We start from the raw sequence: 20858 nt of genomic DNA, 5'->3' as shown, positions 1-20858 counted from the left end.
ATTATGGATATTATCAACAGCATTATTAGTCTGGGGGCATCAGTAATGATGCCAGTAATATTCTTTATTATCGCGCTTTGCTTTGGCGTTAAAATCGGTACGGCATTTAAAGCAGGGATGCTGGTCGGCATTGGTTTTGAAGGGGTGGGGCTGGTGATTGGCCTGCTGCTGACAAACCTGGGCCCGGCATCGCAGGCGATGGTTGAGCGTATCGGCCTGCAGTTAACGGTCGTTGATACCGGTTGGCCTACCGCATCGACTATTGGCTGGGGTTCGCCGCTGATGCTGCCCGTCGTGGTGGGCTTTATCGTCATCAACCTGGCCATGCTTCTGTTGAAATTAACCAAAACGGTGAATATCGATATTTTTAATTACTGGATTTTCCTGATCATGGGGTCTGTGGTCTATGCCGGAACGGGAAATTACTGGCTTTCTGTCGGTATTACTTTCGCTATTTTTGTGTTGACGCTATTGGCCGCAGATTTAACGGCGCCGTATTTACAAAAAAACTATAATCTTAAAGGGATATCATTCCCACATCTTACCTGTATAGCTTACGTGCCGTTTGGCATTGCCTGTAATTACATCATTGATAAGATCCCGCTCATCAATAAAATCAATTTCGATCCGGAAAGTATTAATAAAAAATTCGGCGTTTTTGGCGAGCCTCTTACCCTGGGGTTTGTGCTGGGACTGCTGTTGGCTTTCCTGGCTGGATATGACATTTCCGCTGCCGTTTCACTGGCCATTAAGGTTTCAGCCGCCATGCTGCTGCTGCCGAAAATGATTGAAATTCTGGTGCAGGGATTGTTGATTGTTCGTGATGCAGCTGAAGCAAAACTGAAGGCTAAATTTCCGGGGCGCGATTTTTACATCGGGATGGATACGGCGTTATTGATCGGTGAACCTTCGGTACTGGCGACCGGTCTGCTGTTAATCCCTATGGCTGTGGTGCTGTCTATCATTCTGCCCGGCAACCGCGTACTGCCCTTTGTCGATCTGGCTTCGTTAATGTTCCTGCTGGCAATGGTCACGCCGTTCTGTAAACGAAATATGTTCCGCATGTTCATAACCGGAACCCTGATCGTGACCTGCATCCTGTATGTCGGGACGGACATTTCGCAAGAATATACTCAGGCGGCGGTGAACTCACATATTCCGGTACCGGAAGGGATGGCCGAGATCACCAATATCGTCGGCGGCGCTACGACGCCTGTCGGCTGGCTGGCCGTCAAATTTGGCGAGTTTTTTAGCGCCACACCTTAGTACAAGACCACTTAAGTAAACAGAGGGCAAACTGTTGCCCTCTGTTTCTTCCTCTCATTCTGTGCACTGAATAACTGGCTCAGCGACGCTCCTGGTTTGAACATCTGACCAGCGCGTCCGGCCCCTGCGCGGCGAGGTGGCTCATTTCTTTTATGACCCCTCCCGTTTTCAACCCTACCTGCTATGCTCCTTCTTTCTCTATTCTCAGGAGAACCCGATGCTGACTATCTGGGGCCGAAAAACTTCCTCTAACGTGCAGGCGCTGATGTGGTGTGTTGGCGAGCTTATTTCAGCACTAGCAGCCTGTCCGCTGGCTTTTACCTGCTCACCAATTCGGTTCAGTTCTTGTTTCAGCATGTCATCCACATTAATGAGCACGTTGCCCTGTGCTTTGGCCTGCGCATCCGTACTGACAAATAGCCCTTTGCCCGCATGGATAACGCAACGTTCGTCGGTACGACGTTCCTTGCCCTGAGCGCGCGGTTACCCATGACACATGTAATGATATCGCCTCCAATGTTGATGGCGACGTTTTTCTTGTCCGTCATTTGTATATGCTCACCGCTGATCAAGCATCTATATCTGGCCGTCGATATTTATCTACTTCTTTAAATACTTCTTTTTCATAACACCGCAAATGATCACGACGGCATATCCGATCAAACACGAAAAAAGCATCAAAATAACTCGAAGTGGATTTGTACCATACCATGAAAAGGTCATATAGATAATAACCACGCAAATAGTCAATAAAGAGTGCCTTACCTTTATAAAAGCAGAGAGAAACACCACGGGGATAACAATAAACCTCATATATAACATTATAAAACCTAGTGTAACCCCTCTGCTTCGCGGCTTAAAATGAGCCATATACCATTCGTATCCAAATTTATGTATCAAAATGACGAAAAAGCAACCTAGAAATGCTATTGCTGTATTTATGATAATGTTTTTATTTTTTCCAGATACCATATTGCATCAACTCATTATTATTAATTGGTTTTCCAAGAACCAGTGGATTTACTGGATGATGAGTCTCTTCTACAACGATGGCAGGATATGTTTGCCCAGAAGATTTGGATTTATATGTAAAGCTTTTGCTTGCAAACAAAGCCCCTCTCAATACAAAATAATTATCGTATTCATTAGAGTAATCCACATTCCCAGTTAGCGTCCCAGTACCCCATTCAATTCCGGTCTGTACTGTCTTAGTTATGCTCTGTTTACTACGGTATGTATCGACAGCAAAGGGAATCTGACCTACGGCATCGGTCCAGTAAGGTATGCCAGAGATCAAGACTAAAAGATAACCTGCTCCACCTTTTGGATTTTGTTTCCAGTCACCTTCCATATTTTTGTAAAAGCTATAAGATGGTCTATCCACCAGTGAAAATTTTGCTATGTCAGCCCAGGAGAATATTTTGTAGGCCTGTTTAGCATAGTCCGCCTCGTTTACATAAAGCAACTCACGGTAGTTGTCAGCTAATGGTTCAAACCATTGATATCTAAATTCATCATACAATTTTTGAGCCGTCATAATTCTAAAAGAATCTTTTTCACCCCCTCTCAAAACGAACAAAACCTCTGCATTTTTTCTTGTGATTATTAAAATTTTTGGTACGTCGACCTCATGGGCTTCTTCGTCTTTTTCAGGAGTAGTGTTACCTTTAACACCTAATTCTGTCTTTCCATCTCTTGTAACGACTAAATAGGGTTTACCATCGATTTCAATATTTATTTTTTTCATTAAAAAATCACTCAACTTATAAAGATCCAGTACTCAGATTCACTATCACTCCTGGTGATATAAGCACTCGTACCTGAACCGGAAAGTAATACTGCTCCTTCAACTGTTTCAACCCTAAAGTTGATATCAGAGGAAAAATGAAGTTTTCTATCGAAGTATTGGGTTATCATTTTCATCTGCTTCAATGAGTCAAGTGGCTGAGTGCTTGCCCCCGCCGCCATCGTCCTTTTCACCCGGCGCAGATACGTCGCCGTCGTGCCGTACTCGATTTTCCCGGCCTCCAGCCGCAGGTAACTCCCGCCGCCGATTAATGTAATGCGTTTCTTTCCGGCAAACGTGATGTCGCTCTCCGAGTTCAGGGTCAGCTTTTTCTCTGCAAACAACCGCATATTTCCGTTCTGCGCCTGCATCTCCACTGGGCCTTCGCTGTTTTTCACGCTCAGTTGGCCGGTCCGGGCGGACAGCCCCAGTTTCTCTCCGGCCAGCGCCGTCATATTGCCCATGACGCCGATGCTGATATCGCCTCCGGCATTGATGGCGACATTCTTCGTGGCCGCCAGCTGCAGATGCTCCCCGCTGCTGAAGGCCATCCCCCCCGGCGCGGAGAACAGGAGGGCTTCGTTCAGCGGCTTCAGCCGCTGCTCAAACATCCGTATCTGGCTGTCGATATCCGCCTTCAGTGCCTGCGCCTGCTCCGCCGCCATCTCCAGCTGTTGCAGCTGCTGGTTAAGCAGGTTGATTTCCTTCAGCACGGCGTGCATATCCAGCACGTCACCTTCTGCTTTTGGTTGTGCGTCGGCGCTGACAAACAGTCCTTTCCCGGCACGGATGACGCCATATTCATCAGTGCGCAGTTCGGTACCGGTACCGCGGGGCGTCTCCTGGTTGTCCACCAGATGTCCGGTGTTCAGCTGGGTTCTGCCGTACTCTGTGGCGAGTTTGATGTGCTCTTCGCCGCGCCGGTCCTCCATCCGCAGCTTGTTGTTCGCCGGAGTGCGCAGCACATTGCGGGTGTGGTTGTCGCGGGTGACGGGGTCAGGGTGTTCAGAGTCATGCAGGGCATAAGCGATGTACGGCAGGTCGATATCCCCGTTGCTGCAGGCAATGGCCACTTCGGTGCCGTCAGTGAGTGGGGTATGCCAGCCATATGTTTCGCCCGCATACGGCTTCGCCATCCGCAGCCACAGGTACGCAAATCCCGGCTCTGTCGTTTCCCGGTCAAAGTACAGCTTCACCCGGTAGCGGCCCTGGTCATCCATGTGCGCGTAGATATTATCCTTCTCGCGGTTCTCGATGCGGGCAGGCAGCGTGCCATGGATTTCCGGGCGCAGAGCTTCAACAGGACGGTAACAGTAACGTTCGCTGTAGGGCATGCCTTCGACAGTGACGTGCAGGCGGGTGTCGCGGGCGGCATGATAGTTCACCGTTGTAATAATAACGCCTTCCTGAAGCGCCCGGATGACATTCCCCTGCGGCTCCAGCACCTGGCCCGGCGTCAGGCACGCTGCGTTACTCTCAAGACTGACGCTGGCCCATGCGTTTAGCTCGCGCTCATGATGGATACGCGCATAAAACGCGCCGGATTCGGTTTCCGGCTCCGGGTCGGCATCATCACCGGCCTCCCGGTACGGCTCCGCATAGCGGTAGTGCTCCCCGACGGTTGCCGCCTCACTACGCACGGAGACGGAGGCATCCATCGGCGTCGTGGCGGTACGGTAGTTGTAGTCCCGGGTACTGGCTCTGCCCGGCACCACCTGATAACGGGTGCGCACGCCCCACACCGACTCCTCTGCACCATCATACAGTCCCGAGGGTTCGCAGTACGGCAGGCGCACGTCAAACCGGTAGTTCAGCTGGCTGTCGGCAAAAATATACACATCCAGACCGCGCTCGTCGTCCATCTCCGTGCGCCAGTAAATCCCCACTTCGGAGAGAATACGCTGAATGAACTGCAAGTCGGTTTCCCGCCATTGGGTCATCAGCTCACGCGGCGGATAGGTGCGCTCCAGGCGGAAATCAAAATCGGGACCTTCCAGCCCGTGGCCGCGCAGCACCTGCTCAACTACCTCCGGAACCGACAGGTTCTGATACACGCGGCACTGGCGGGTGCGCTGCAGCAGCGTCAGGCGTGCACTCAGCACCACCAGATAGTGAGACTGGTCGGCAGTGGTGGAGAGCCATTTCAGGTGTGTGATGTTGCCGTGCACCGCTTTGCCGCTGCGCATGCGCAGGGTGGCGTATTTTAACAGCGCCTGTTCCGGGGCGATACGGGCCTGCGGGGTGGTGAATTCAATATCCCAGCTAAACGGTTCGCTGAGCGCTTCCCGGCCGGTGAAGTTCAGTACATCTGGTTTCACCGCGCTGTCGTTAATCTCCAGAAAATAGCGCGGCTGCCCGTCAAACAGCGCCAGCCAGTTATCCATAACAAGGCCTCTGTTACACCAGTGATAGTTAGGCTGATTATAGTTTCACCAGAGTGATAGCCTGTAAATACCCGACGCGGTCAAAAGTGCAGAATAAGAAATTGTTTAAAGGTGAGGGGAGCTTTCGTCGGGGTGTAGGGCGTTCGCGTAACGTTTGACCAAAACTATCCCCTTCCCCCACCCCCTCCCGTTTTCAACCCTACCTGCTATGCTCCTTCTTTCCCTGTTCACAGGAGATCCCGATGCTGACTATCTGGGGCCGAAAAACTTCCTCTAACGTGCAGGCGCTGATGTGGTGTGTTGGCGAGCTTGGTCTGGACTATCTCCGCTTCGACGTGGGCCATCGCTATGGCGGTACCGACAGCGAGGCGTTTTATCAGCTCAATCCCAATCGTACGGTGCCAGTGCTGCAGGATGGCGATAATCTGCCGCTGTGGGAAACCGGCGCGATCCTTCGCTATTTAGCCAGTCGCTACGCCGACGACGCCTTCTGGCCGGGCGACCTGCTGGCTCGTACTGAGGTCGATCGCTGGGCCGAGTGGTCAAAGCAGAATATTGCCCTCGGCTTTACGGCGCCGGTGTTCTGGCGCGTGGTGCGCACGCCCGCCGCCGAGCGGGATCCGCGGGCCATCGCCGCGGCGGTGACGTCCCTGGAGCAAAAGCTGGCGATTGCCGAGGCACGTCTCGCCGGCAGTCGCTATCTGGTGGGCGATACGCTCACCCTGGCCGACATCCAGTTTGGTCATGTGCTGTACCGCTACTTTGCAATCGATATCCCCCGTCGTCCCCTCCCCCATCTTGCGGCCTATTATGCACGGCTAACCGCACGGCCCGCCTTTCGCCAACACGTCATGGTCAGCTACGACGAGCTGAAGGTCTGAAGATGGTCGGTAGCGCCTCCCGACGCTACCGACACGCTGGTTAACGCGCCATCAGGACAAACACGCCCCAGCCGAGATATTCCCGGGTCCAGGTGACGTGGTGCAGCGGCGCGGTGGTCAACTGCTGGCGAACCTCCGGCGCGAAGTCATCGTGCGGATTGGCCTCCAGCCAGCGGCGCATCGTCAGCCATTTCGCCGCTTCATAACGATCCCAGCCCTCCTGGTCCGCCAGCACCATCTCCACTACGTCATAGCCCAGTTCGCCGAAGTGGGCGACCAGCGCCGGCAGCGTCAGGAAGTCGTCGGGAGAGTGCGCGCCGCAGGCAACCGCCTCTTCCGCCGTGGCGGGGCGTTTGCGCCACCATGGCTCGCCGATCAGCAGCATGCCGCCTGGGTTAAGGCTCTGCTTCAGCAGCGCAATCGTGCCTGCCACGCCGCCGCCGATCCACGTTGCCCCCACGCAGGCGGCAATATCGCACGGCTGACTGGCGACATACCCGCTGGCATCCTGGTGCACAAAGGTCACCCGGTCGCTCACCCCGAGCGCCTCTGCCCGGGCGGCCGCCTGCTGGCTGAACAGCAGGCTCATGTCCACCCCGGTGCCGACGATCTGATGATCGCGCGCCCAGCTACAGAGCATCTCTCCGGAGCCGCTGCCGAGATCAAGAATGGAGGCGCCCGGCGCCATTCGCAGCGCTCGCCCCAGCGTGGCGTACTTTTCCGGGGTAAAAGGGTTATGAATACGGTGTTCGCTTTCACTGATAGTAAAAATGCGAGGGATATCGATCATGGTTTTTTCTCCTTGAGAGCCATACGCCCGGGCAGCGACCCTGCCCGGGTCGCTATATCAGCGGTTGTCCGCCTGCGCGCGAACGTTGGTCAAACCGGTGGTGTTGATCCGGTACGGCTGGCCATTCACCGACTTAATCAGCTTCTTGGTTTTGAGCTTTTTGAAGACCGCGAGGGTGCAGTCGCTCAGCAACAGCCCTTCCCGGGTGTAGCATTCGACGGCGGTAATGCGGCCGGAGGTATCGCGGACGTGCGCAATACGGCCACCTTTGGCGAGTACGTGTAAGGTCCGTTGTTCCTGACGGGATAAATTCATACTGAAACCTGTTCATTATCATGTGCGAAAACATGCCTACACCCGCAGGTGTGTGCGTAAGGTTTAAGCGCAGCGATAATCAGTCCGGCCTGGGCAGGTCGGGAAGCTGATTATCTGATAATGACATTCTCCAGCATCGAAGCCTCGGTGAGCATTGAAAGGTATTTACCGGCTGAATGTTAACACCTTCATCTGGTAAGGGTATTGCACAGATTAAAAACTGTGATCGGCGTTATGATTTACCCTCAGCCTTCCCGGCATTTTGCCTTTTCCGCCCCCCGCTTTGTTCCTCAACGTTAACCACCGCCTTATCTCTCTCGCATTGTTAAATAATTGTTGTCAGATCACAAAATAGAAACAAAAAGGCCATTTCGTACGCATTTTATAAAAATGTAGATATTTTTAATTTATGGCTACGAAATGAACATCACCCTGACCTTCCATTCCATTGCGAGGAACGATCCTGATGAACGCCCTGACCGCAGTAAAACCGACATCCGCGCCGTTAGCTCAACACTTCCCTGGCTTTACCGTCGCCCCTTCCGCCCAGTCGCCGCGCCTGCTGGAGCTCACCTTTTCCGCCGACACCACCGCCCAGTTTCTGCAGCAGGTCGCGCAGTGGCCGGTGCAGGCGCTGGAGTACAAATCTTTCTTACGCTTCCAGGTGGGCAAGATCCTCGACGATCTGTGCGGCAACCAGCTGCAGCCGCTGCTGATCAAAACGCTGCTCGACCGCGCGGAAGGCGCGCTGCTGATCAACGGCGAAGGGATCGATAACGTCAGCCAGGCCGAGGAGATGGTCAAGCTGGCCACCGCCGTGGCGCACCTGATTGGCCGTTCCAATTTCGACGCCATGAGCGGCCAGTATTACGCCCGTTTCGTGGTGAAAAACGTCGATAACTCCGACAGCTATCTGCGCCAGCCGCACCGGGTGATGGAGCTGCACAACGACGGCACCTACGTCGAAGAGCAAACCGACTATGTGCTGATGATGAAGATCGACGAGCAGAACATGCAGGGCGGCAATTCCCTGCTGCTGCATCTCGACGACTGGGAGCACCTCGACGAATTCTTCCGCGACCCGCTCGCCCGCCGCCCGATGCGCTGGGCCGCGCCGCCGAGCAAAAACGTCAGCAAAGATGTCTTCCACCCGGTATTCGACGTCGACCAGTTGGGTCGCCCGGTGATGCGCTATATCGACCAGTTCGTCCAGCCGAAAGATTTCGAAGAAGGCACCTGGCTGAGCCGCCTCTCCGACGCGCTGGAGACCAGCAAAAACATTCTTTCTGTACCGGTTCCGGTAGGCAAATTTCTGTTGATAAACAACCTGTTCTGGCTGCACGGCCGCGACCGCTTTACGCCGCACCCGGACCTGCGCCGCGAGCTGATGCGCCAGCGCGGCTACTTTGCGTATTCCACGAATCATTACCAGACTCATCAATAAGGGTTTTCAGGCGAAGGAATTGAGCGGATGTATGATTTCGTGATTATCGGCGGCGGCATCATCGGCATGTCGACCGCCATGCAGTTAATTGACATTTACCCGGACGCCCGCATTGCGCTGCTGGAAAAAGAGGCCGGCCCGGCCTGCCATCAGACCGGCCATAACAGCGGCGTGATCCACGCCGGGGTGTACTACACGCCCGGCAGCCTCAAGGCGCAGTTTTGCCTCGCCGGCAACCGCGCCACCAAAGCCTTTTGCGAGCAGAACGGCATCCGCTACGACGTCTGCGGCAAGATGCTGGTCGCCACCTCGCCGCTGGAGATGGAGCGGATGCGCGCCCTGTGGGATCGCACCGCCGCCAACGGCCTGCAGCGGGAATGGCTGAGCGCCGGGGAGCTGCGCGAGCGCGAACCGAACATCAGCGGACTCGGCGGGATCTTCGTCCCTTCCAGCGGCATCGTCAGCTACCGCGACGTGGCGGCGGCGATGGCGAAGAACTTCGAATCGAAAGGCGGCGCCATCGTCTACAACGCCGAAGTCAGCGCCCTGAAAGAACATGCCAGCGGCGTGGTCGTCCACACCCGCCAGGGCGGCGAGTATGAGGCCTCGACGCTGATTACCTGTTCCGGGCTGATGGCCGATCGACTGGTGAAAATGCTCGGCGTCGATCCCGGGTTTATCATCTGCCCGTTCCGCGGGGAGTATTTCCAGCTCGCTGCGCAGCACAATCAGATCGTCAACCATCTGATCTATCCGATCCCCGATCCGGCGATGCCGTTCCTCGGCGTCCACCTGACCCGCATGATCGACGGCAGCGTCACCGTCGGCCCCAACGCCGTGCTGGCCCTGAAGCGCGAAGGCTATCGCAAACGCGATATTTCGCTGGCCGATACCCTGGAGATCCTTACCTCGCCCGGCATTCGCCGGGTACTGCAAAACAACCTGCGCTCCGGGCTGGGCGAAATGAAAAATTCGCTGTGCCGAAGCGGCTATCTGCGGCTGGTGCAGAAATACTGCCCGAGCCTGACATTAAGCGATTTGCGCCCGTGGCCGGCCGGCGTGCGGGCGCAGGCGGTATCGCCGCAGGGCAAATTGATCGACGATTTTCTCTTCGTCACCACCGCGCGTTCCATTCACACCTGTAACGCGCCGTCACCCGCGGCGACGTCGGCTATCCCGATCGGCGCGCATATCGTCAGCAAGGTGCAGACCCTGCTGGCCAGCCAGAGCAATCCCGGACGCACGCTGCGTGCGGCACGTAGCGTGGAGACACTACACGCCGCTTTTACCCGTTAACCCCCTGAAGACAGGAAGCGATTATGCAACTCAACGATATGACTCTGTTTCGCCAGCAGGCGCTGATTGATGGTCAGTGGCGCGATGCGCCCAACGGCGACGTGATTGCGGTGACCAACCCCGCCAACGGCGAGCAGCTCGGCAGCGTGCCGAAAATGGGCGCTGACGAAACCCGACAAGCGATCGAAGCCGCTAACCGCGCCCTTCCCGCCTGGCGCGCCCTCACCGCCAAAGAGCGGGCGAATATTCTGCGCCGCTGGTTCGATCTCATGCTGGAGAACCAGGACGATCTCGCCCGTCTGATGACCCTCGAGCAGGGGAAACCGCTGGCGGAAGCCAAAGGCGAAATCAGTTACGCCGCCTCCTTTATTGAATGGTTCGCCGAAGAAGGTAAACGCATTTACGGCGACACCATTCCGGGCCACCAGGCCGACAAGCGCCTGCTGGTGATTAAGCAGCCCATCGGCGTCACCGCCGCCATCACCCCGTGGAACTTCCCGGCGGCGATGATCACCCGCAAAGCGGGCCCGGCGCTGGCCGCGGGCTGCACCATGGTCCTGAAACCGGCCAGCCAGACGCCGTTTTCCGCGCTGGCGCTGGCCGAACTGGCGAATCGCGCCGGGATCCCCGCCGGGGTGTTCAACGTCGTCACCGGCTCAGCCGGCGCGGTTGGCGGCGAACTGACCAGCAACCCGCTGGTACGCAAGCTCTCCTTTACCGGCTCGACCGAGATTGGCCGCCAGCTGATGGAGCAGTGCGCGAAAGACATCAAAAAAGTCTCCCTGGAGCTGGGCGGCAACGCGCCGTTTATCGTCTTCGACGATGCCGATCTCGATAAAGCCGTCGAGGGGGCGCTGGCGTCGAAGTTCCGCAACGCCGGGCAAACCTGCGTCTGCGCCAACCGCCTGTACGTCCAGGACGGGGTGTATGACCGTTTCGCCGAGAAGCTGCAGCAGGCGGTGGAAAAACTGCGCATCGGCGACGGCCTGCAGGAGGGCGTCACGACCGGCCCGCTGATCGACGAGAAAGCCGTCGCCAAAGTTGAAGAACACATTGCCGACGCCATCGCCAAAGGCGCAAAGGTGGTTACCGGCGGCAAACCGCACGCCCTGGGCGGCAACTTCTTCCAGCCCACCATCCTGGTCAACGTGCCCGACAGCGCCAAAGTGGCGAAAGAGGAGACCTTCGGCCCGCTGGCCCCGCTGTTCCGCTTTAAAGATGAAGCCGACGTCATTGCCCAGGCCAACGATACCGAGTTCGGTCTCGCCGCCTATTTCTACGCCCGCGATCTGAGCCGTGTGTTCCGCGTCGGCGAAGCGCTGGAGTACGGCATCATCGGCATCAATACCGGAATTATCTCCACCGAAGTCGCTCCGTTCGGCGGCGTTAAGGCCTCCGGCCTCGGCCGCGAAGGGTCGAAGTACGGCATCGAAGACTACTTAGAAATCAAATACATGTGTATTGGCCTTTAACAGGAGTGACGGATGAACAGCAATAAAGCAATGATGGCGCGTCGCAACGACGCGGTCCCGCGCGGCGTCGGCCAGATCCATCCTGTCTTCGCCGAGCGCGCGGAGAACTGCCGGGTGTGGGACGTCGAAGGGCGGGAATATCTCGATTTTGCCGGCGGTATCGCGGTGCTCAATACCGGCCACCTGCATCCGCAGATTGTCGCCGCCGTGGAGGACCAGCTGAAAAAGCTGTCCCATACCTGCTTCCAGGTGCTGGCCTACGAGCCCTACCTGGCACTGTGCGAAAAGATGAACCAGAAGGTGCCTGGTGATTTCGCCAAGAAAACCCTGCTAGTGACCACCGGGTCGGAAGCGGTGGAGAACGCAGTGAAGATCGCCCGCGCGGCAACCGGGCGCAGCGGCGCGATCGCCTTCACCGGCGCCTATCACGGCCGCACTCACTACACCCTGTCGCTGACCGGTAAAGTGAATCCATACTCCGCCGGTATGGGATTAATGCCGGGTCACGTCTATCGCGCCCTCTATCCGTGCGCGCTGCACGGCGTCAGCGATGACGAGGCGATCGCCAGCATCCATCGTATCTTCAAAAACGATGCCGCGCCGGAAGATATCGCCGCCATCATTATCGAGCCGGTGCAGGGTGAAGGCGGATTCTATGCCGCCTCCCCGGCCTTTATGCAGCGCCTGCGCGCCCTGTGCGACGAGCACGGCATTATGCTCATCGCCGATGAAGTACAGAGCGGCGCGGGTCGCACCGGTACCCTGTTCGCCATGGAGCAGATGGGCGTCGCGGCGGATATCACCACCTTCGCCAAATCCATCGCCGGCGGTTTCCCGCTGGCGGGCGTCACCGGCCGCGCGGAGGTGATGGACGCCATCGCCCCGGGCGGACTGGGCGGCACCTACGCCGGCAACCCCATCGCCTGCGCCGCCGCCCTGGCGGTATTGCAGATTTTCGAGCAGGAGAATCTGCTGGAAAAAGCCAACCAGCTCGGCGATACCCTGCGCCAGGGCCTGCTGGCGATCGCTGAAGATCATCCGGAGATCGGCGACGTGCGCGGTCTGGGAGCGATGATCGCCATTGAGCTATTTGAAGAGGGCGACCACAGCAGGCCGAACGCCAGGCTGACGGCGGATATTGTCGCCCGGGCGCGCGACAAAGGTCTGATCCTGCTCTCCTGCGGACCGTACTACAACGTGCTGCGCATCCTGGTGCCGCTGACCATCGAAGAGGCGCAGATCGAGCAGGGGCTGAAGATCATCGCCGACTGCTTTACCGAGGCGAAACAGGCATAGCACACCAGACATGCGGACACGAAGTACGTTAGTAAGGGAATAAAGACGAGACCTGCAAAACAACAATAATACGCGTGCCCCGGCGCGGGAATGTCGGGGCGCTCTCCCAGGTGACACACTTCGAGAGGGTAAATGATGGGGCAACTGTCGCAATCACAGGATTTAGGGGCGGGGCTGAAGTCGCGCCACGTCACGATGTTATCTATCGCCGGGGTGATCGGCGCGAGTTTATTTGTCGGATCCAGCGTCGCCATTGCCGAGGCAGGCCCGGCGGTGCTGCTGGCCTATCTGTTTGCCGGGCTACTGGTGGTGATGATTATGCGTATGCTGGCCGAAATGGCGGTCGCCACGCCGGATACCGGCTCCTTTTCCACCTACGCCGATAAAGCCATCGGCCGCTGGGCGGGGTATACCATCGGCTGGCTGTACTGGTGGTTTTGGGTATTGGTTATTCCGCTGGAAGCCAATATCGCGGCGATTATTTTGCATTCATGGGTGCCGGGCGTCCCGGTGTGGTTGTTCTCTCTGGTCATCACCCTCGCCCTCACCGGCAGTAACCTGCTGAGCGTCAAAAACTACGGCGAATTCGAGTTCTGGCTGGCGCTGTGCAAAGTGGTCGCTATTCTGGCGTTTATCGTACTGGGCGCGGTCGCCATTACCGGTTTTTATCCCTATGCCGAGGTGAGCGGCATTTCGCGTCTGTGGGATCACGGCGGCTTTATGCCCAACGGCTTCGGCGCGGTGCTCAGCGCGATGCTGATCACCATGTTCTCGTTTATGGGCGCGGAGATTGTCACCATTGCCGCCGCCGAATCAGATACTCCGGATAAACATATCGTGCGCGCCACCAACTCGGTGATCTGGCGTATCTCTATTTTTTATCTGTGCTCGATCTTTATCGTCGTCGCCCTCATCCCGTGGAATATGCCGGGGCTGAAGAGCATCGGCTCCTACCGCTCGGTGCTCGAGCTGCTGCATATTCCCTATGCCAAGCTGATTATGGACGGCGTGATCCTCCTGTCGGTCACCAGCTGTCTGAACTCGGCGCTGTATACCGCCTCGCGGATGCTCTACTCCCTGAGCCGCCGCGGCGATGCGCCGGCCTTCATGGGGCGGACCAACCGCAGCAAAACGCCGTACGTGGCGGTGCTCCTCTCCACCGGCGCGGCGTTCCTCACCGTGGTGGTGAACTACTACGCGCCTGCCAAGGTGTTTAAATTCCTCATCGACAGCTCCGGCGCCATCGCCCTGCTGGTCTATCTGGTGATCGCCGTTTCGCAACTGCGGATGCGTAAAATCCTTCAGGCGCAAGGCGGCGAGATCCGTCTCAGAATGTGGCTCTATCCGTACCTGACCTGGCTGGTGATCGCCTTTATCACCTTCGTGCTGGTGGTGATGCTGTTCCGTCCGGCGCAGCAGCTGGAGGTGATCTCTACCGGCCTGTTAGCATTGGGAATTATTTGTACGGTACCGATTATGTCGCGCTGGAAAAAGCTGGTATTGTGGCAAAAACTGCCGCTGCAAAATACGCGTTAACCCTGTTCCCGGCCCCCGCCGGGAAGAGTATTCAGGAGTAAGATCATGACCGCCATTTCCCAGGCGACGGCCATTGACGGGTACCGTTGGTTAAAAAACGACATCATCCGCGGGATCTACCAACCCGATGAGAAGCTGCGGATGAGCCTGTTGACCTCGCGCTATGCCCTGGGGGTCGGTCCGCTGCGCGAGGCGCTTTCGCAGCTGGTGGCCGAGCGGCTGGTGACGGTGGTCAATCAGAAAGGCTATCGGGTGGCGCCCATGTCGGAACAGGAGCTTCTCGATATCTTCGACGCGCGCGCCAACATGGAAGCCATGCTGGTGCGCCTCGCCATCGAGCGCGGCGGCGATGAGTGGGAGGCGGAGCTGCTGGCCCGCGCCCATCTGCTCAACAAGCTGGAGTCGTGCGAGGCAAGTGAGCGCTTACTCGATGAGTGGGACCAGCGCCACCAGGCGTTTCACACCGCCATCGTCGCCGGCTGCGGTTCGCAGTATCTGCTGCAAATGCGCGAGCGGCTCTTCGATCTGGCAGCCCGCTACCGTTTTATCTGGCTGCGCACCACCGTCCTGTCGGTGGAGATGCTGGAAGATAAGCATGTCCAGCATCAGACCCTGGTGGACGCTATTCTGGCGCGCGACGCCGAGCAGGCCAGCGCGCTGATGCGCGAGCACTTACTGACGCCGATCCCGATTATTCAGCAGGCGATGGCCGGCAAGCTGCAGCCGCAGGCAGTGTGAGCCAGGTGGCGGGTGGAGAGTGCGGGTGGGGCGGCAAAGTCTTCGTCACGCTCCTCCACGCCGCACGGGCGTGGAGAAATCGTATCTGTAGATCAATCAGGCGCGCAGGCGAACCGGCTCGCTGAAATCGTCGGCCGGTTCCAGCTTCAGATTAAAGGTGGTCAGCAGCGCTGCGGCGCGCTCGTGAAACTCGCGCAGCGTTTTTTCCAGTCTGTCGCTCACTTCCGGGTCGTCAATGTCGACCGCCTGCCATGACCCTTCTTTATTGAACAGGCCAAACTGGTAGCTATAGGTGAAACGTGACTCTTGTGCTTCCATTTCCATCCACCAGCCCCAGAATTCACGCTTCTCCGGTGCGGGCTTAACGTTGACGCAAACTGCCAGGCAATCGAAAAAGAAACGGTTGTCATGGCACTGCTCTTCGCGAATGTAAGGCCCTAGCGCCGTGAATTTCTTGATCAACTTACTTTTCAGGTGTCCACTCGGTAACGTCATTGCGATCTCCTTTAGTGATGCAACTGTTTTACCAAACCAATAGAATTTAGCAATAAATTAACCAAATCTATGGTTGATCCAGCGGGCGATCTGTCGCAATGCGTGATCAAAATTGCGATACACCGGGTTAAACGGGATCTCCAGCAGTTTGCCATCGGCAGATGACGAGGTGATTAACCGCGACTCCTCTTCGGGGCTGAACGGATCGTCCTTCCAGAAGCCGGAGAGCATCGGCGTCGGGCAACGGCGCCCCAGCAGTCCCTGGGTTTTTAACGAGTAGCGGTTGAGCTCCACGCGCAGCGCTTCATCGGACGCGTCATGCATGCCCAGCCGCGAGGCCAGCACGTCGAGGTACATCTCCGGCACGCGCCCCTGATGCAGAGGATCCACCAGCAGACCGTGGACCACCGGCCCCAGACAGGCTACGGCCTTCAGCCGCTGAGGCTCCAGGTAACCGAGACGCACCGCGATATTGGCGCCAAAACGGAAGCCGAAGGCGGCGACCCGGGTATGGTCGATCCATGGCACATTTTCCAGATGGCGCAGCGCGTGCTGATGCAGCAGGCTGGTGTCCTGATTCAGCGTCCATTTTGACGAGAAGCCGATGGAGGGCATATCAATGGTCAGCATGGCAATGCCGAGCGGTGAGAAGTAGTTCTCATACAGGTTGTAATAATCCGTCTGCAGCGAGTCCAGCCCCCCACACATCAGCACCGTCGGAAACGGCCCCTCGCCTTTCGGCATATGCAAAAAGCCGGTGATCGGCGAACCGCCAGGGATGGTGAACTCCAGCTCGCGCAGGGCGCCAGGCAGCCGCTGGGCGGCCTCTTCATACGCCCGGTTGGCTAAAGCCTGCGCCTGTTCCGCCAGCTCATCGCCTTTAATATGCGGATAAGCGGCAATGCTGTACAGGTTCGAAGCATGCAGCCAGTGGCGGCCGCTCAGCAAAGGATCGGCTTCCTGGCCGGCCTTTTGCTGCCACTGCATCGCCTCTTTCGCCCACTCAAAGATCCAGTTGCCGCCGCGATAGCCGATGACGGTATCGAACAGCTCGGGATCCGTTCGTTCGGCCTCGCTCATCACAATGCGCGCTTGCACATCAAGGATCTCCTGCGGGGTTACGCCGCGCCAGATCCACATTAAGCGATTGATCAGACGGTACCAGTGTTCGACGTGATTGCCGCTCAGCGCTGACTGCATCGCCTGGGGTTTTCCGGCAGAAAACCGGCGCACCAGCGTAGAGGTTTCGGGATGTTTGAAGCGAGGTTTAAACAGCGTTTCGCTGAGGTTAGCCTGTGACATGTGCAGTCTCCGTCGTAGTGCCACTCCGGATATTGTAACCTGCTAGAGGATAAAAAAAACCACGCCCGGCAAGCCGGGCGTGGTAAATAGCACTGTCCTGAAGAATTAACGACCTGCGATAGGCGGTACAAACACCACGCCCATATCCCACGGCTGTTCAATCCAGGTATCCTGCGGAATATCAACCACGTAATCATCCACCAGCGGACGGCCTGCCGGCTTGGCGAAAATGGTGACGAAGTGCGCTTTGGGATACATTTCGCGGATCGCCACGGCGGTCCCGCCGGTATCCACCAGATCGTCGATAACGATAAAGCCTTCGCCATCGCCTTCCGCACGTTTCAGCACTTTCAGCTCGCGCTGGTTATCATGGTCGTAGCTGGAGATGCATACGGTATCAACATGACGAATGCCCAGTTCACGCGCCAGTAAGGCTCCCGGTACCAGTCCACCGCGGCTAACGGCAATAATGCCTTTCCATTGCTCAACCGGCAGCAGACGGCTGGCCAGTTTGCGGGCGTGAATCTGCAACATGTCCCAGGTGACGACGTATTTTTCGCTCATGTGAAGTGTCCCAGCCTGTGTAATACGGCTTAAATAATGTTCGAGGGGGAAAATGGTTGCGCGAGATTATAGAGATCTGACGCACTAAAAACCAGTGTTAAGCGGTTTGCGCAACGCTTTTTGCGTTGTTTACACTACCTGCGGCGGTGGAAAGTGGTATTCTCACCCCCATCGCGCAAGCCCGGGCTTGTTGTGTATTTTAACGCTAACCCTCGTCCTGCAACCGCTGTATGCAGGAGTCTGTAAGGAGACTTACCGTGTCTGAACTGTCTCAACTATCCCCGCAGCCGCTTTGGGATATTTTCGCCAAGATTTGCTCCATCCCGCACCCGTCCTATCACGAAGAACAGCTCGCCGAGCACATTATGGGTTGGGCAAAAGAAAAAGGCTTACACGCGGAACGCGACCAGGTTGGCAACATTCTGATTCGTAAAGGCGCGACTGCCGGTATGGAAAACCGTAAGCCGGTAGCGCTGCAGGCGCACCTCGATATGGTGCCGCAGAAAAATAACGACACCGTCCACGACTTCGCCAAAGATCCGATCCAGCCGTACATTGACGGCGAATGGGTGAAAGCGCGCGGCACCACGCTGGGCGCGGACAACGGTATCGGGATGGCGTCCGCACTGGCGGTACTGGCCGACGACAGCGTCGCTCACGGCCCGCTTGAAGTGCTGCTGACCATGACCGAAGAAGCCGGTATGGACGGCGCCTTCGGTCTGCAGGCCAACTGGCTGCAGGCCGATATCCTGATCAACACCGACTCCGAAGAAGAAGGCGAAATCTATATGGGTTGCGCCGGCGGGATCGATTTCACCTCAAACCTGGCGCTGACCCGCGAAGCGATTCCGGCCGGTTTCCAGAGCTTTAAAGTGACCTTAAAAGGGCTGAAGGGCGGCCACTCCGGCGGTGACATCCATCTCGGTCTGGGTAACGCCAACAAGCTGCTGTCGCGCTTCCTTGCCGGTCATGCCGATGAGCTGGATCTGCGTCTGGTTGATTTCAACGGCGGTACGTTGCGCAACGCCATCCCGCGGGAAGCATACGCTACTGTCGCCGTCGCCGCGGATAAAGCCGATGCGCTGAAAGCGCTGGTGAATACTTACCAAGCGCTGCTGCAAAACGAGCTGGCGGCCAAAGAGAAGAACCTGGCGGTGCTCCTGGAAGCGGTAGAGAACGACAAAGCGGCGCTGACTCAGGCCTCCCGCGACGGTTTCATCCGCCTGCTGAACGCCACGCCGAACGGGGTTATCCGCAACTCTGACGTGGCGAAAGGCGTAGTGGAAACTTCGCTGAACGTCGGCGTCGTCACCATGACCGATGACAACGTGCAGATCCACTGCCTGATCCGCTCGCTGATCGACAGCGGCAAAGACTATGTGGTCAGCATGCTGGAATCTCTGGGTAAACTGGCGGGGGCGAAAACCGAAGCCAAAGGCGCTTACCCTGGCTGGCAGCCGGACGCCAACTCGCCGGTGATGCACCTGGTGCGCGAGACTTACCAGCGTCTGTTCAACAAGACGCCGAACATCCAGATCATCCACGCCGGTCTGGAATGCGGCCTGTTCAAAAAACCGTATCCGGAGATGGACATGGTCTCCATCGGGCCAACCATTACCGGTCCGCACTCCCCGGATGAGCAGGTCCATATCGAGAGCGTCGGCCAGTACTGGACGCTGCTGACCGAGCTGCTGAAAGCCATTCCGGCTAAATAAGCCCCACCACCGGCGGCAGCCCGCCGCCGGTTTCTCCCCCTCACCTTAGCGTCCCGCGCTTTCCATCCGGTAGTTAATAAACCACTCCCCGCGCGCCGCCACCCGCTGCTCAGCCACCACCTTAAAGCCATGGGCCGTAAAACAGGGTCTCGCGGTAATGCTGGCGTCCACCGTCAGGATTTGCGCAGGATACTGAGCGCAGAGCGCCTCGATAAGCGCGCCGCCGATACCCTGCCGGCCGTGATCCGGCGAGACAAAGAGCAAATCGATATGCGTCCCGATGGCGGTGATAAAGCCAACCGGTTGACTCTCTATCTCCGCCACCAGCCCGTTTGCATCAGCCAGCTTTTGCCGCCAGCGCGTCTCATCCACCTGCGCCCAGGCCGCAATCTGTGCCGGAGTATAGTCCCGGCTGGCCGTTTCCCGCACCGCGCGCAGGAATATCCGACAGAGCAGTGGTAAATCGTTGTCGCGGTAAGGACGAATGTGCATGGTTAAATCCCTAATAAAAGCTGCCTTTCCAGCTGCGGATCGAGGAGCGTCACGTGGAGCCCAACCAGGCGCACGCCACGTCCGCCGCGGCGCTCATCCCAGGCCTTGTGCGCGGTGGCAATCAGATCCGCTTTGTTCAGCTGCGGCCAGACGTGCTCCTGGGTGGTCAGCTGGAAGTCATTGAATTTCAGTTTAATACCCTGACGGGCGATCAGCAGGTCCGGTTTGACCTTCGCCAGCCGGCGCTCCAGTTCGGGATAGAGATTTTCGATAATCGCTTCGCACTCTGACCATTCATGGATATCTTCCGCTAACGTCCGCTCTACCCCCACTGACTTGCGCTGCCGGTCGTTATGGATTTCCCGCTCATCAATCCCGTGGCTGCGCTCCCACAAAATACGGCCGAATTTACCGAAGCGCTTAAGCAGCATGGCCAGATCGCTGTTCTGTACATCGCCACAGGTACGCAGGCCCATATTTTCCAGCTTCGCCGCCGATACCTTCCCGACGCCGGGTATTTTCGCCAGCGGCAGCGCCCGTACAAACTCAGCCACCTGATGGGGAGCGATAACGAACTGGCCGTTGGGTTTATTCATGTCGGAGGCGATTTTGGCAAGAAACTTTACCGGCGCTACCCCCGCCGAGGCGGTGAGGCGCAGCTCCCGTTCGATGGTTTCGCGGATCTCCTGGGCGATCAGGGTGGCCGACCCGTGACAATGCACGCTGTCGCTGACGTCAAGATAGGCTTCATCCAGCGACAGCGGCTCAATGCGCGAGGTATAGCGGGAGAAAATTTCGCGGATATGGTTCGAGGCTTCTTTGTAGGCATCAAAGCGGCCGGGAAGCAGCGTGAGATGCGGGCACAGCTTGAGCGCCGTCGCCGTCGGCATGGCGCTACGCACGCCAAACTTACGCGCAGGATAGTTCGCGGTACTAATCACGCCACGCTGTACCCGACTGCCGCCTATCGCGAGAGGTATATCGCGCAACGCCGGGTTGTCGCGCATCTCCACCGCCGCAAAGAAACAGTCCATATCGACATGGATAATTTTACGCATCGTCAGACTCAACACTGTATACCCATAC

18 protein-coding genes and 2 pseudogenes are annotated in these 20858 nt (G+C 57.3%); 10 read left to right on the top strand and 10 right to left on the bottom strand.

Translation table 11 applies throughout. The annotated features are described in order from the left end of the window. Positions 1–3: 3 nt before the first annotated feature. Positions 4–1266, top strand: a complete 1263-nt coding sequence (locus tag K5R89_RS21955) for a PTS galactitol transporter subunit IIC (protein ID WP_023288522.1) — start codon at positions 4–6, stop codon at positions 1264–1266. A gap of 217 nt (positions 1267–1483) precedes the next feature. Then, positions 1484–1552 (top strand): annotated as a pseudogene (locus K5R89_RS27565) (glutathione S-transferase); the annotation flags it as partial. A 41-nt stretch (positions 1553–1593) separates the two neighbouring features. On the opposite strand, the pseudogene K5R89_RS27560 reads toward K5R89_RS27565, so the two are convergent. From K5R89_RS27560 to K5R89_RS21940, 3 genes and pseudogenes are all read right to left on the bottom strand, one after another. Then, positions 1594–1734: pseudogene (locus tag K5R89_RS27560) on the bottom strand (type VI secretion system Vgr family protein); the annotation flags it as partial. Positions 1735–2218: 484 nt separating this feature from the next. Continuing rightward, complete coding sequence (locus tag K5R89_RS21945; protein WP_087827262.1) at positions 2219–3028, bottom strand: hypothetical protein; 810 nt, start codon at positions 3026–3028, stop codon at positions 2219–2221. Next, positions 3025–5436 carry a type VI secretion system Vgr family protein gene (locus K5R89_RS21940; protein WP_217259562.1) on the bottom strand — a complete coding sequence of 804 codons (2412 nt, stop codon included), beginning with the start codon at positions 5434–5436 and terminating at the stop codon, positions 3025–3027. The genes K5R89_RS21945 and K5R89_RS21940 overlap by 4 nt, the downstream gene beginning before the upstream one ends. A gap of 242 nt (positions 5437–5678) precedes the next feature. Between K5R89_RS21940 and K5R89_RS21935 the strand changes: the two genes are divergently transcribed. Then, positions 5679–6317: a glutathione S-transferase family protein gene (locus K5R89_RS21935; RefSeq protein WP_087827264.1), complete on the top strand. Its 639-nt coding sequence runs from the start codon at positions 5679–5681 to the stop codon at positions 6315–6317. A 40-nt stretch (positions 6318–6357) separates the two neighbouring features. Here K5R89_RS21935 and K5R89_RS21930 read toward each other — a convergent pair whose 3' ends face one another. Continuing rightward, positions 6358–7107 carry a cyclopropane-fatty-acyl-phospholipid synthase family protein gene (locus K5R89_RS21930; protein ID WP_050533125.1) on the bottom strand — a complete coding sequence of 250 codons (750 nt, stop codon included), beginning with the start codon at positions 7105–7107 and terminating at the stop codon, positions 6358–6360. A gap of 57 nt (positions 7108–7164) precedes the next feature. After that, complete coding sequence (locus K5R89_RS21925) at positions 7165–7422, bottom strand: YjhX family toxin (RefSeq protein WP_032453046.1); 258 nt, start codon at positions 7420–7422, stop codon at positions 7165–7167. A 466-nt stretch (positions 7423–7888) separates the two neighbouring features. Between K5R89_RS21925 and glaH the strand changes: the two genes are divergently transcribed. From glaH to csiR, 6 genes are all read left to right on the top strand, one after another. Further along, the gene (gene glaH, locus K5R89_RS21920) at positions 7889–8866 is read left to right on the top strand and encodes a glutarate dioxygenase GlaH (protein ID WP_044521136.1); all 978 of its coding nucleotides are present in this window, start codon (positions 7889–7891) and stop codon (positions 8864–8866) included. A gap of 27 nt (positions 8867–8893) precedes the next feature. Next, complete coding sequence (gene lhgO / locus K5R89_RS21915; RefSeq protein ID WP_087827265.1) at positions 8894–10162, top strand: L-2-hydroxyglutarate oxidase; 1269 nt, start codon at positions 8894–8896, stop codon at positions 10160–10162. A 23-nt stretch (positions 10163–10185) separates the two neighbouring features. Continuing rightward, entirely contained in the window at positions 10186–11634 is a 1449-nt protein-coding gene (gene gabD / locus K5R89_RS21910; protein ID WP_023288516.1) for an NADP-dependent succinate-semialdehyde dehydrogenase, read from the top strand. A gap of 12 nt (positions 11635–11646) precedes the next feature. Then, complete coding sequence (gene gabT / locus K5R89_RS21905; protein WP_032453043.1) at positions 11647–12930, top strand: 4-aminobutyrate--2-oxoglutarate transaminase; 1284 nt, start codon at positions 11647–11649, stop codon at positions 12928–12930. Between the two features lie 135 nt (positions 12931–13065). Beyond that, a complete protein-coding gene (gabP, locus tag K5R89_RS21900; protein ID WP_050533149.1) occupies positions 13066–14466 on the top strand; it encodes a GABA permease in 1401 nt (466 codons plus the stop codon). Between the two features lie 45 nt (positions 14467–14511). Then, complete coding sequence (csiR, locus tag K5R89_RS21895; RefSeq protein WP_087827266.1) at positions 14512–15204, top strand: DNA-binding transcriptional regulator CsiR; 693 nt, start codon at positions 14512–14514, stop codon at positions 15202–15204. A 96-nt stretch (positions 15205–15300) separates the two neighbouring features. On the opposite strand, the gene crl is transcribed toward csiR, so the two are convergent. The 3 genes from crl to gpt form a co-directional block, all read right to left on the bottom strand. Continuing rightward, the gene (gene crl, locus K5R89_RS21890) at positions 15301–15699 is read right to left on the bottom strand and encodes a sigma factor-binding protein Crl (RefSeq protein ID WP_002889793.1); all 399 of its coding nucleotides are present in this window, start codon (positions 15697–15699) and stop codon (positions 15301–15303) included. A gap of 57 nt (positions 15700–15756) precedes the next feature. Beyond that, a complete protein-coding gene (gene frsA / locus K5R89_RS21885; protein ID WP_023288512.1) occupies positions 15757–17001 on the bottom strand; it encodes an esterase FrsA in 1245 nt (414 codons plus the stop codon). Positions 17002–17106: 105 nt separating this feature from the next. Continuing rightward, positions 17107–17565, bottom strand: a complete 459-nt coding sequence (gene gpt, locus K5R89_RS21880) for a xanthine phosphoribosyltransferase (RefSeq protein WP_002889733.1) — start codon at positions 17563–17565, stop codon at positions 17107–17109. A gap of 257 nt (positions 17566–17822) precedes the next feature. Between gpt and pepD the strand changes: the two genes are divergently transcribed. Beyond that, positions 17823–19280 carry a cytosol nonspecific dipeptidase gene (pepD, locus tag K5R89_RS21875; protein ID WP_023288511.1) on the top strand — a complete coding sequence of 486 codons (1458 nt, stop codon included), beginning with the start codon at positions 17823–17825 and terminating at the stop codon, positions 19278–19280. A 45-nt stretch (positions 19281–19325) separates the two neighbouring features. Here pepD and K5R89_RS21870 read toward each other — a convergent pair whose 3' ends face one another. Together K5R89_RS21870 and dinB are read right to left on the bottom strand one after the other, a co-directional pair. Continuing rightward, positions 19326–19772: a GNAT family N-acetyltransferase gene (locus K5R89_RS21870; RefSeq protein ID WP_060591685.1), complete on the bottom strand. Its 447-nt coding sequence runs from the start codon at positions 19770–19772 to the stop codon at positions 19326–19328. A 2-nt stretch (positions 19773–19774) separates the two neighbouring features. After that, positions 19775–20830 (bottom strand): DNA polymerase IV, encoded by a 1056-nt coding sequence (gene dinB, locus K5R89_RS21865; RefSeq protein WP_048296767.1) that lies wholly within the window; start codon positions 20828–20830, stop codon positions 19775–19777. Positions 20831–20858: the final 28 nt, after the last annotated feature.

Source organism: Klebsiella sp. TF21-TM, from assembly GCF_019753495.1.
Taxonomy (GTDB): domain Bacteria; phylum Pseudomonadota; class Gammaproteobacteria; order Enterobacterales; family Enterobacteriaceae; genus Klebsiella; species Klebsiella quasipneumoniae.
Note: the sequence above shows the minus strand (reverse complement) of the source record. Positions and strands in the feature narration are given on the sequence as shown.

What these genes read in the sequence shown, in the direction of transcription:
- K5R89_RS21955 (WP_023288522.1), top strand. Translation starts at nt 4, where the DNA reads ATGGATATTATCAACAGCATTATTAGTCTGGGGGCATCAGTAATGATG.
- K5R89_RS21940 (WP_217259562.1), bottom strand. Translation starts at nt 5,436, where the DNA reads ATGGATAACTGGCTGGCGCTGTTTGACGGGCAGCCGCGCTATTTTCTG.
- K5R89_RS21935 (WP_087827264.1), top strand. Translation starts at nt 5,679, where the DNA reads ATGCTGACTATCTGGGGCCGAAAAACTTCCTCTAACGTGCAGGCGCTG.
- K5R89_RS21930 (WP_050533125.1), bottom strand. Translation starts at nt 7,107, where the DNA reads ATGATCGATATCCCTCGCATTTTTACTATCAGTGAAAGCGAACACCGT.
- K5R89_RS21925 (WP_032453046.1), bottom strand. Translation starts at nt 7,422, where the DNA reads ATGAATTTATCCCGTCAGGAACAACGGACCTTACACGTACTCGCCAAA.
- glaH (WP_044521136.1), top strand. Translation starts at nt 7,889, where the DNA reads ATGAACGCCCTGACCGCAGTAAAACCGACATCCGCGCCGTTAGCTCAA.
- lhgO (WP_087827265.1), top strand. Translation starts at nt 8,894, where the DNA reads ATGTATGATTTCGTGATTATCGGCGGCGGCATCATCGGCATGTCGACC.
- gabD (WP_023288516.1), top strand. Translation starts at nt 10,186, where the DNA reads ATGCAACTCAACGATATGACTCTGTTTCGCCAGCAGGCGCTGATTGAT.
- gabT (WP_032453043.1), top strand. Translation starts at nt 11,647, where the DNA reads ATGAACAGCAATAAAGCAATGATGGCGCGTCGCAACGACGCGGTCCCG.
- gabP (WP_050533149.1), top strand. Translation starts at nt 13,066, where the DNA reads ATGGGGCAACTGTCGCAATCACAGGATTTAGGGGCGGGGCTGAAGTCG.
- csiR (WP_087827266.1), top strand. Translation starts at nt 14,512, where the DNA reads ATGACCGCCATTTCCCAGGCGACGGCCATTGACGGGTACCGTTGGTTA.
- crl (WP_002889793.1), bottom strand. Translation starts at nt 15,699, where the DNA reads ATGACGTTACCGAGTGGACACCTGAAAAGTAAGTTGATCAAGAAATTC.
- frsA (WP_023288512.1), bottom strand. Translation starts at nt 17,001, where the DNA reads ATGTCACAGGCTAACCTCAGCGAAACGCTGTTTAAACCTCGCTTCAAA.
- gpt (WP_002889733.1), bottom strand. Translation starts at nt 17,565, where the DNA reads ATGAGCGAAAAATACGTCGTCACCTGGGACATGTTGCAGATTCACGCC.
- K5R89_RS21870 (WP_060591685.1), bottom strand. Translation starts at nt 19,772, where the DNA reads ATGCACATTCGTCCTTACCGCGACAACGATTTACCACTGCTCTGTCGG.
- dinB (WP_048296767.1), bottom strand. Translation starts at nt 20,830, where the DNA reads ATGCGTAAAATTATCCATGTCGATATGGACTGTTTCTTTGCGGCGGTG.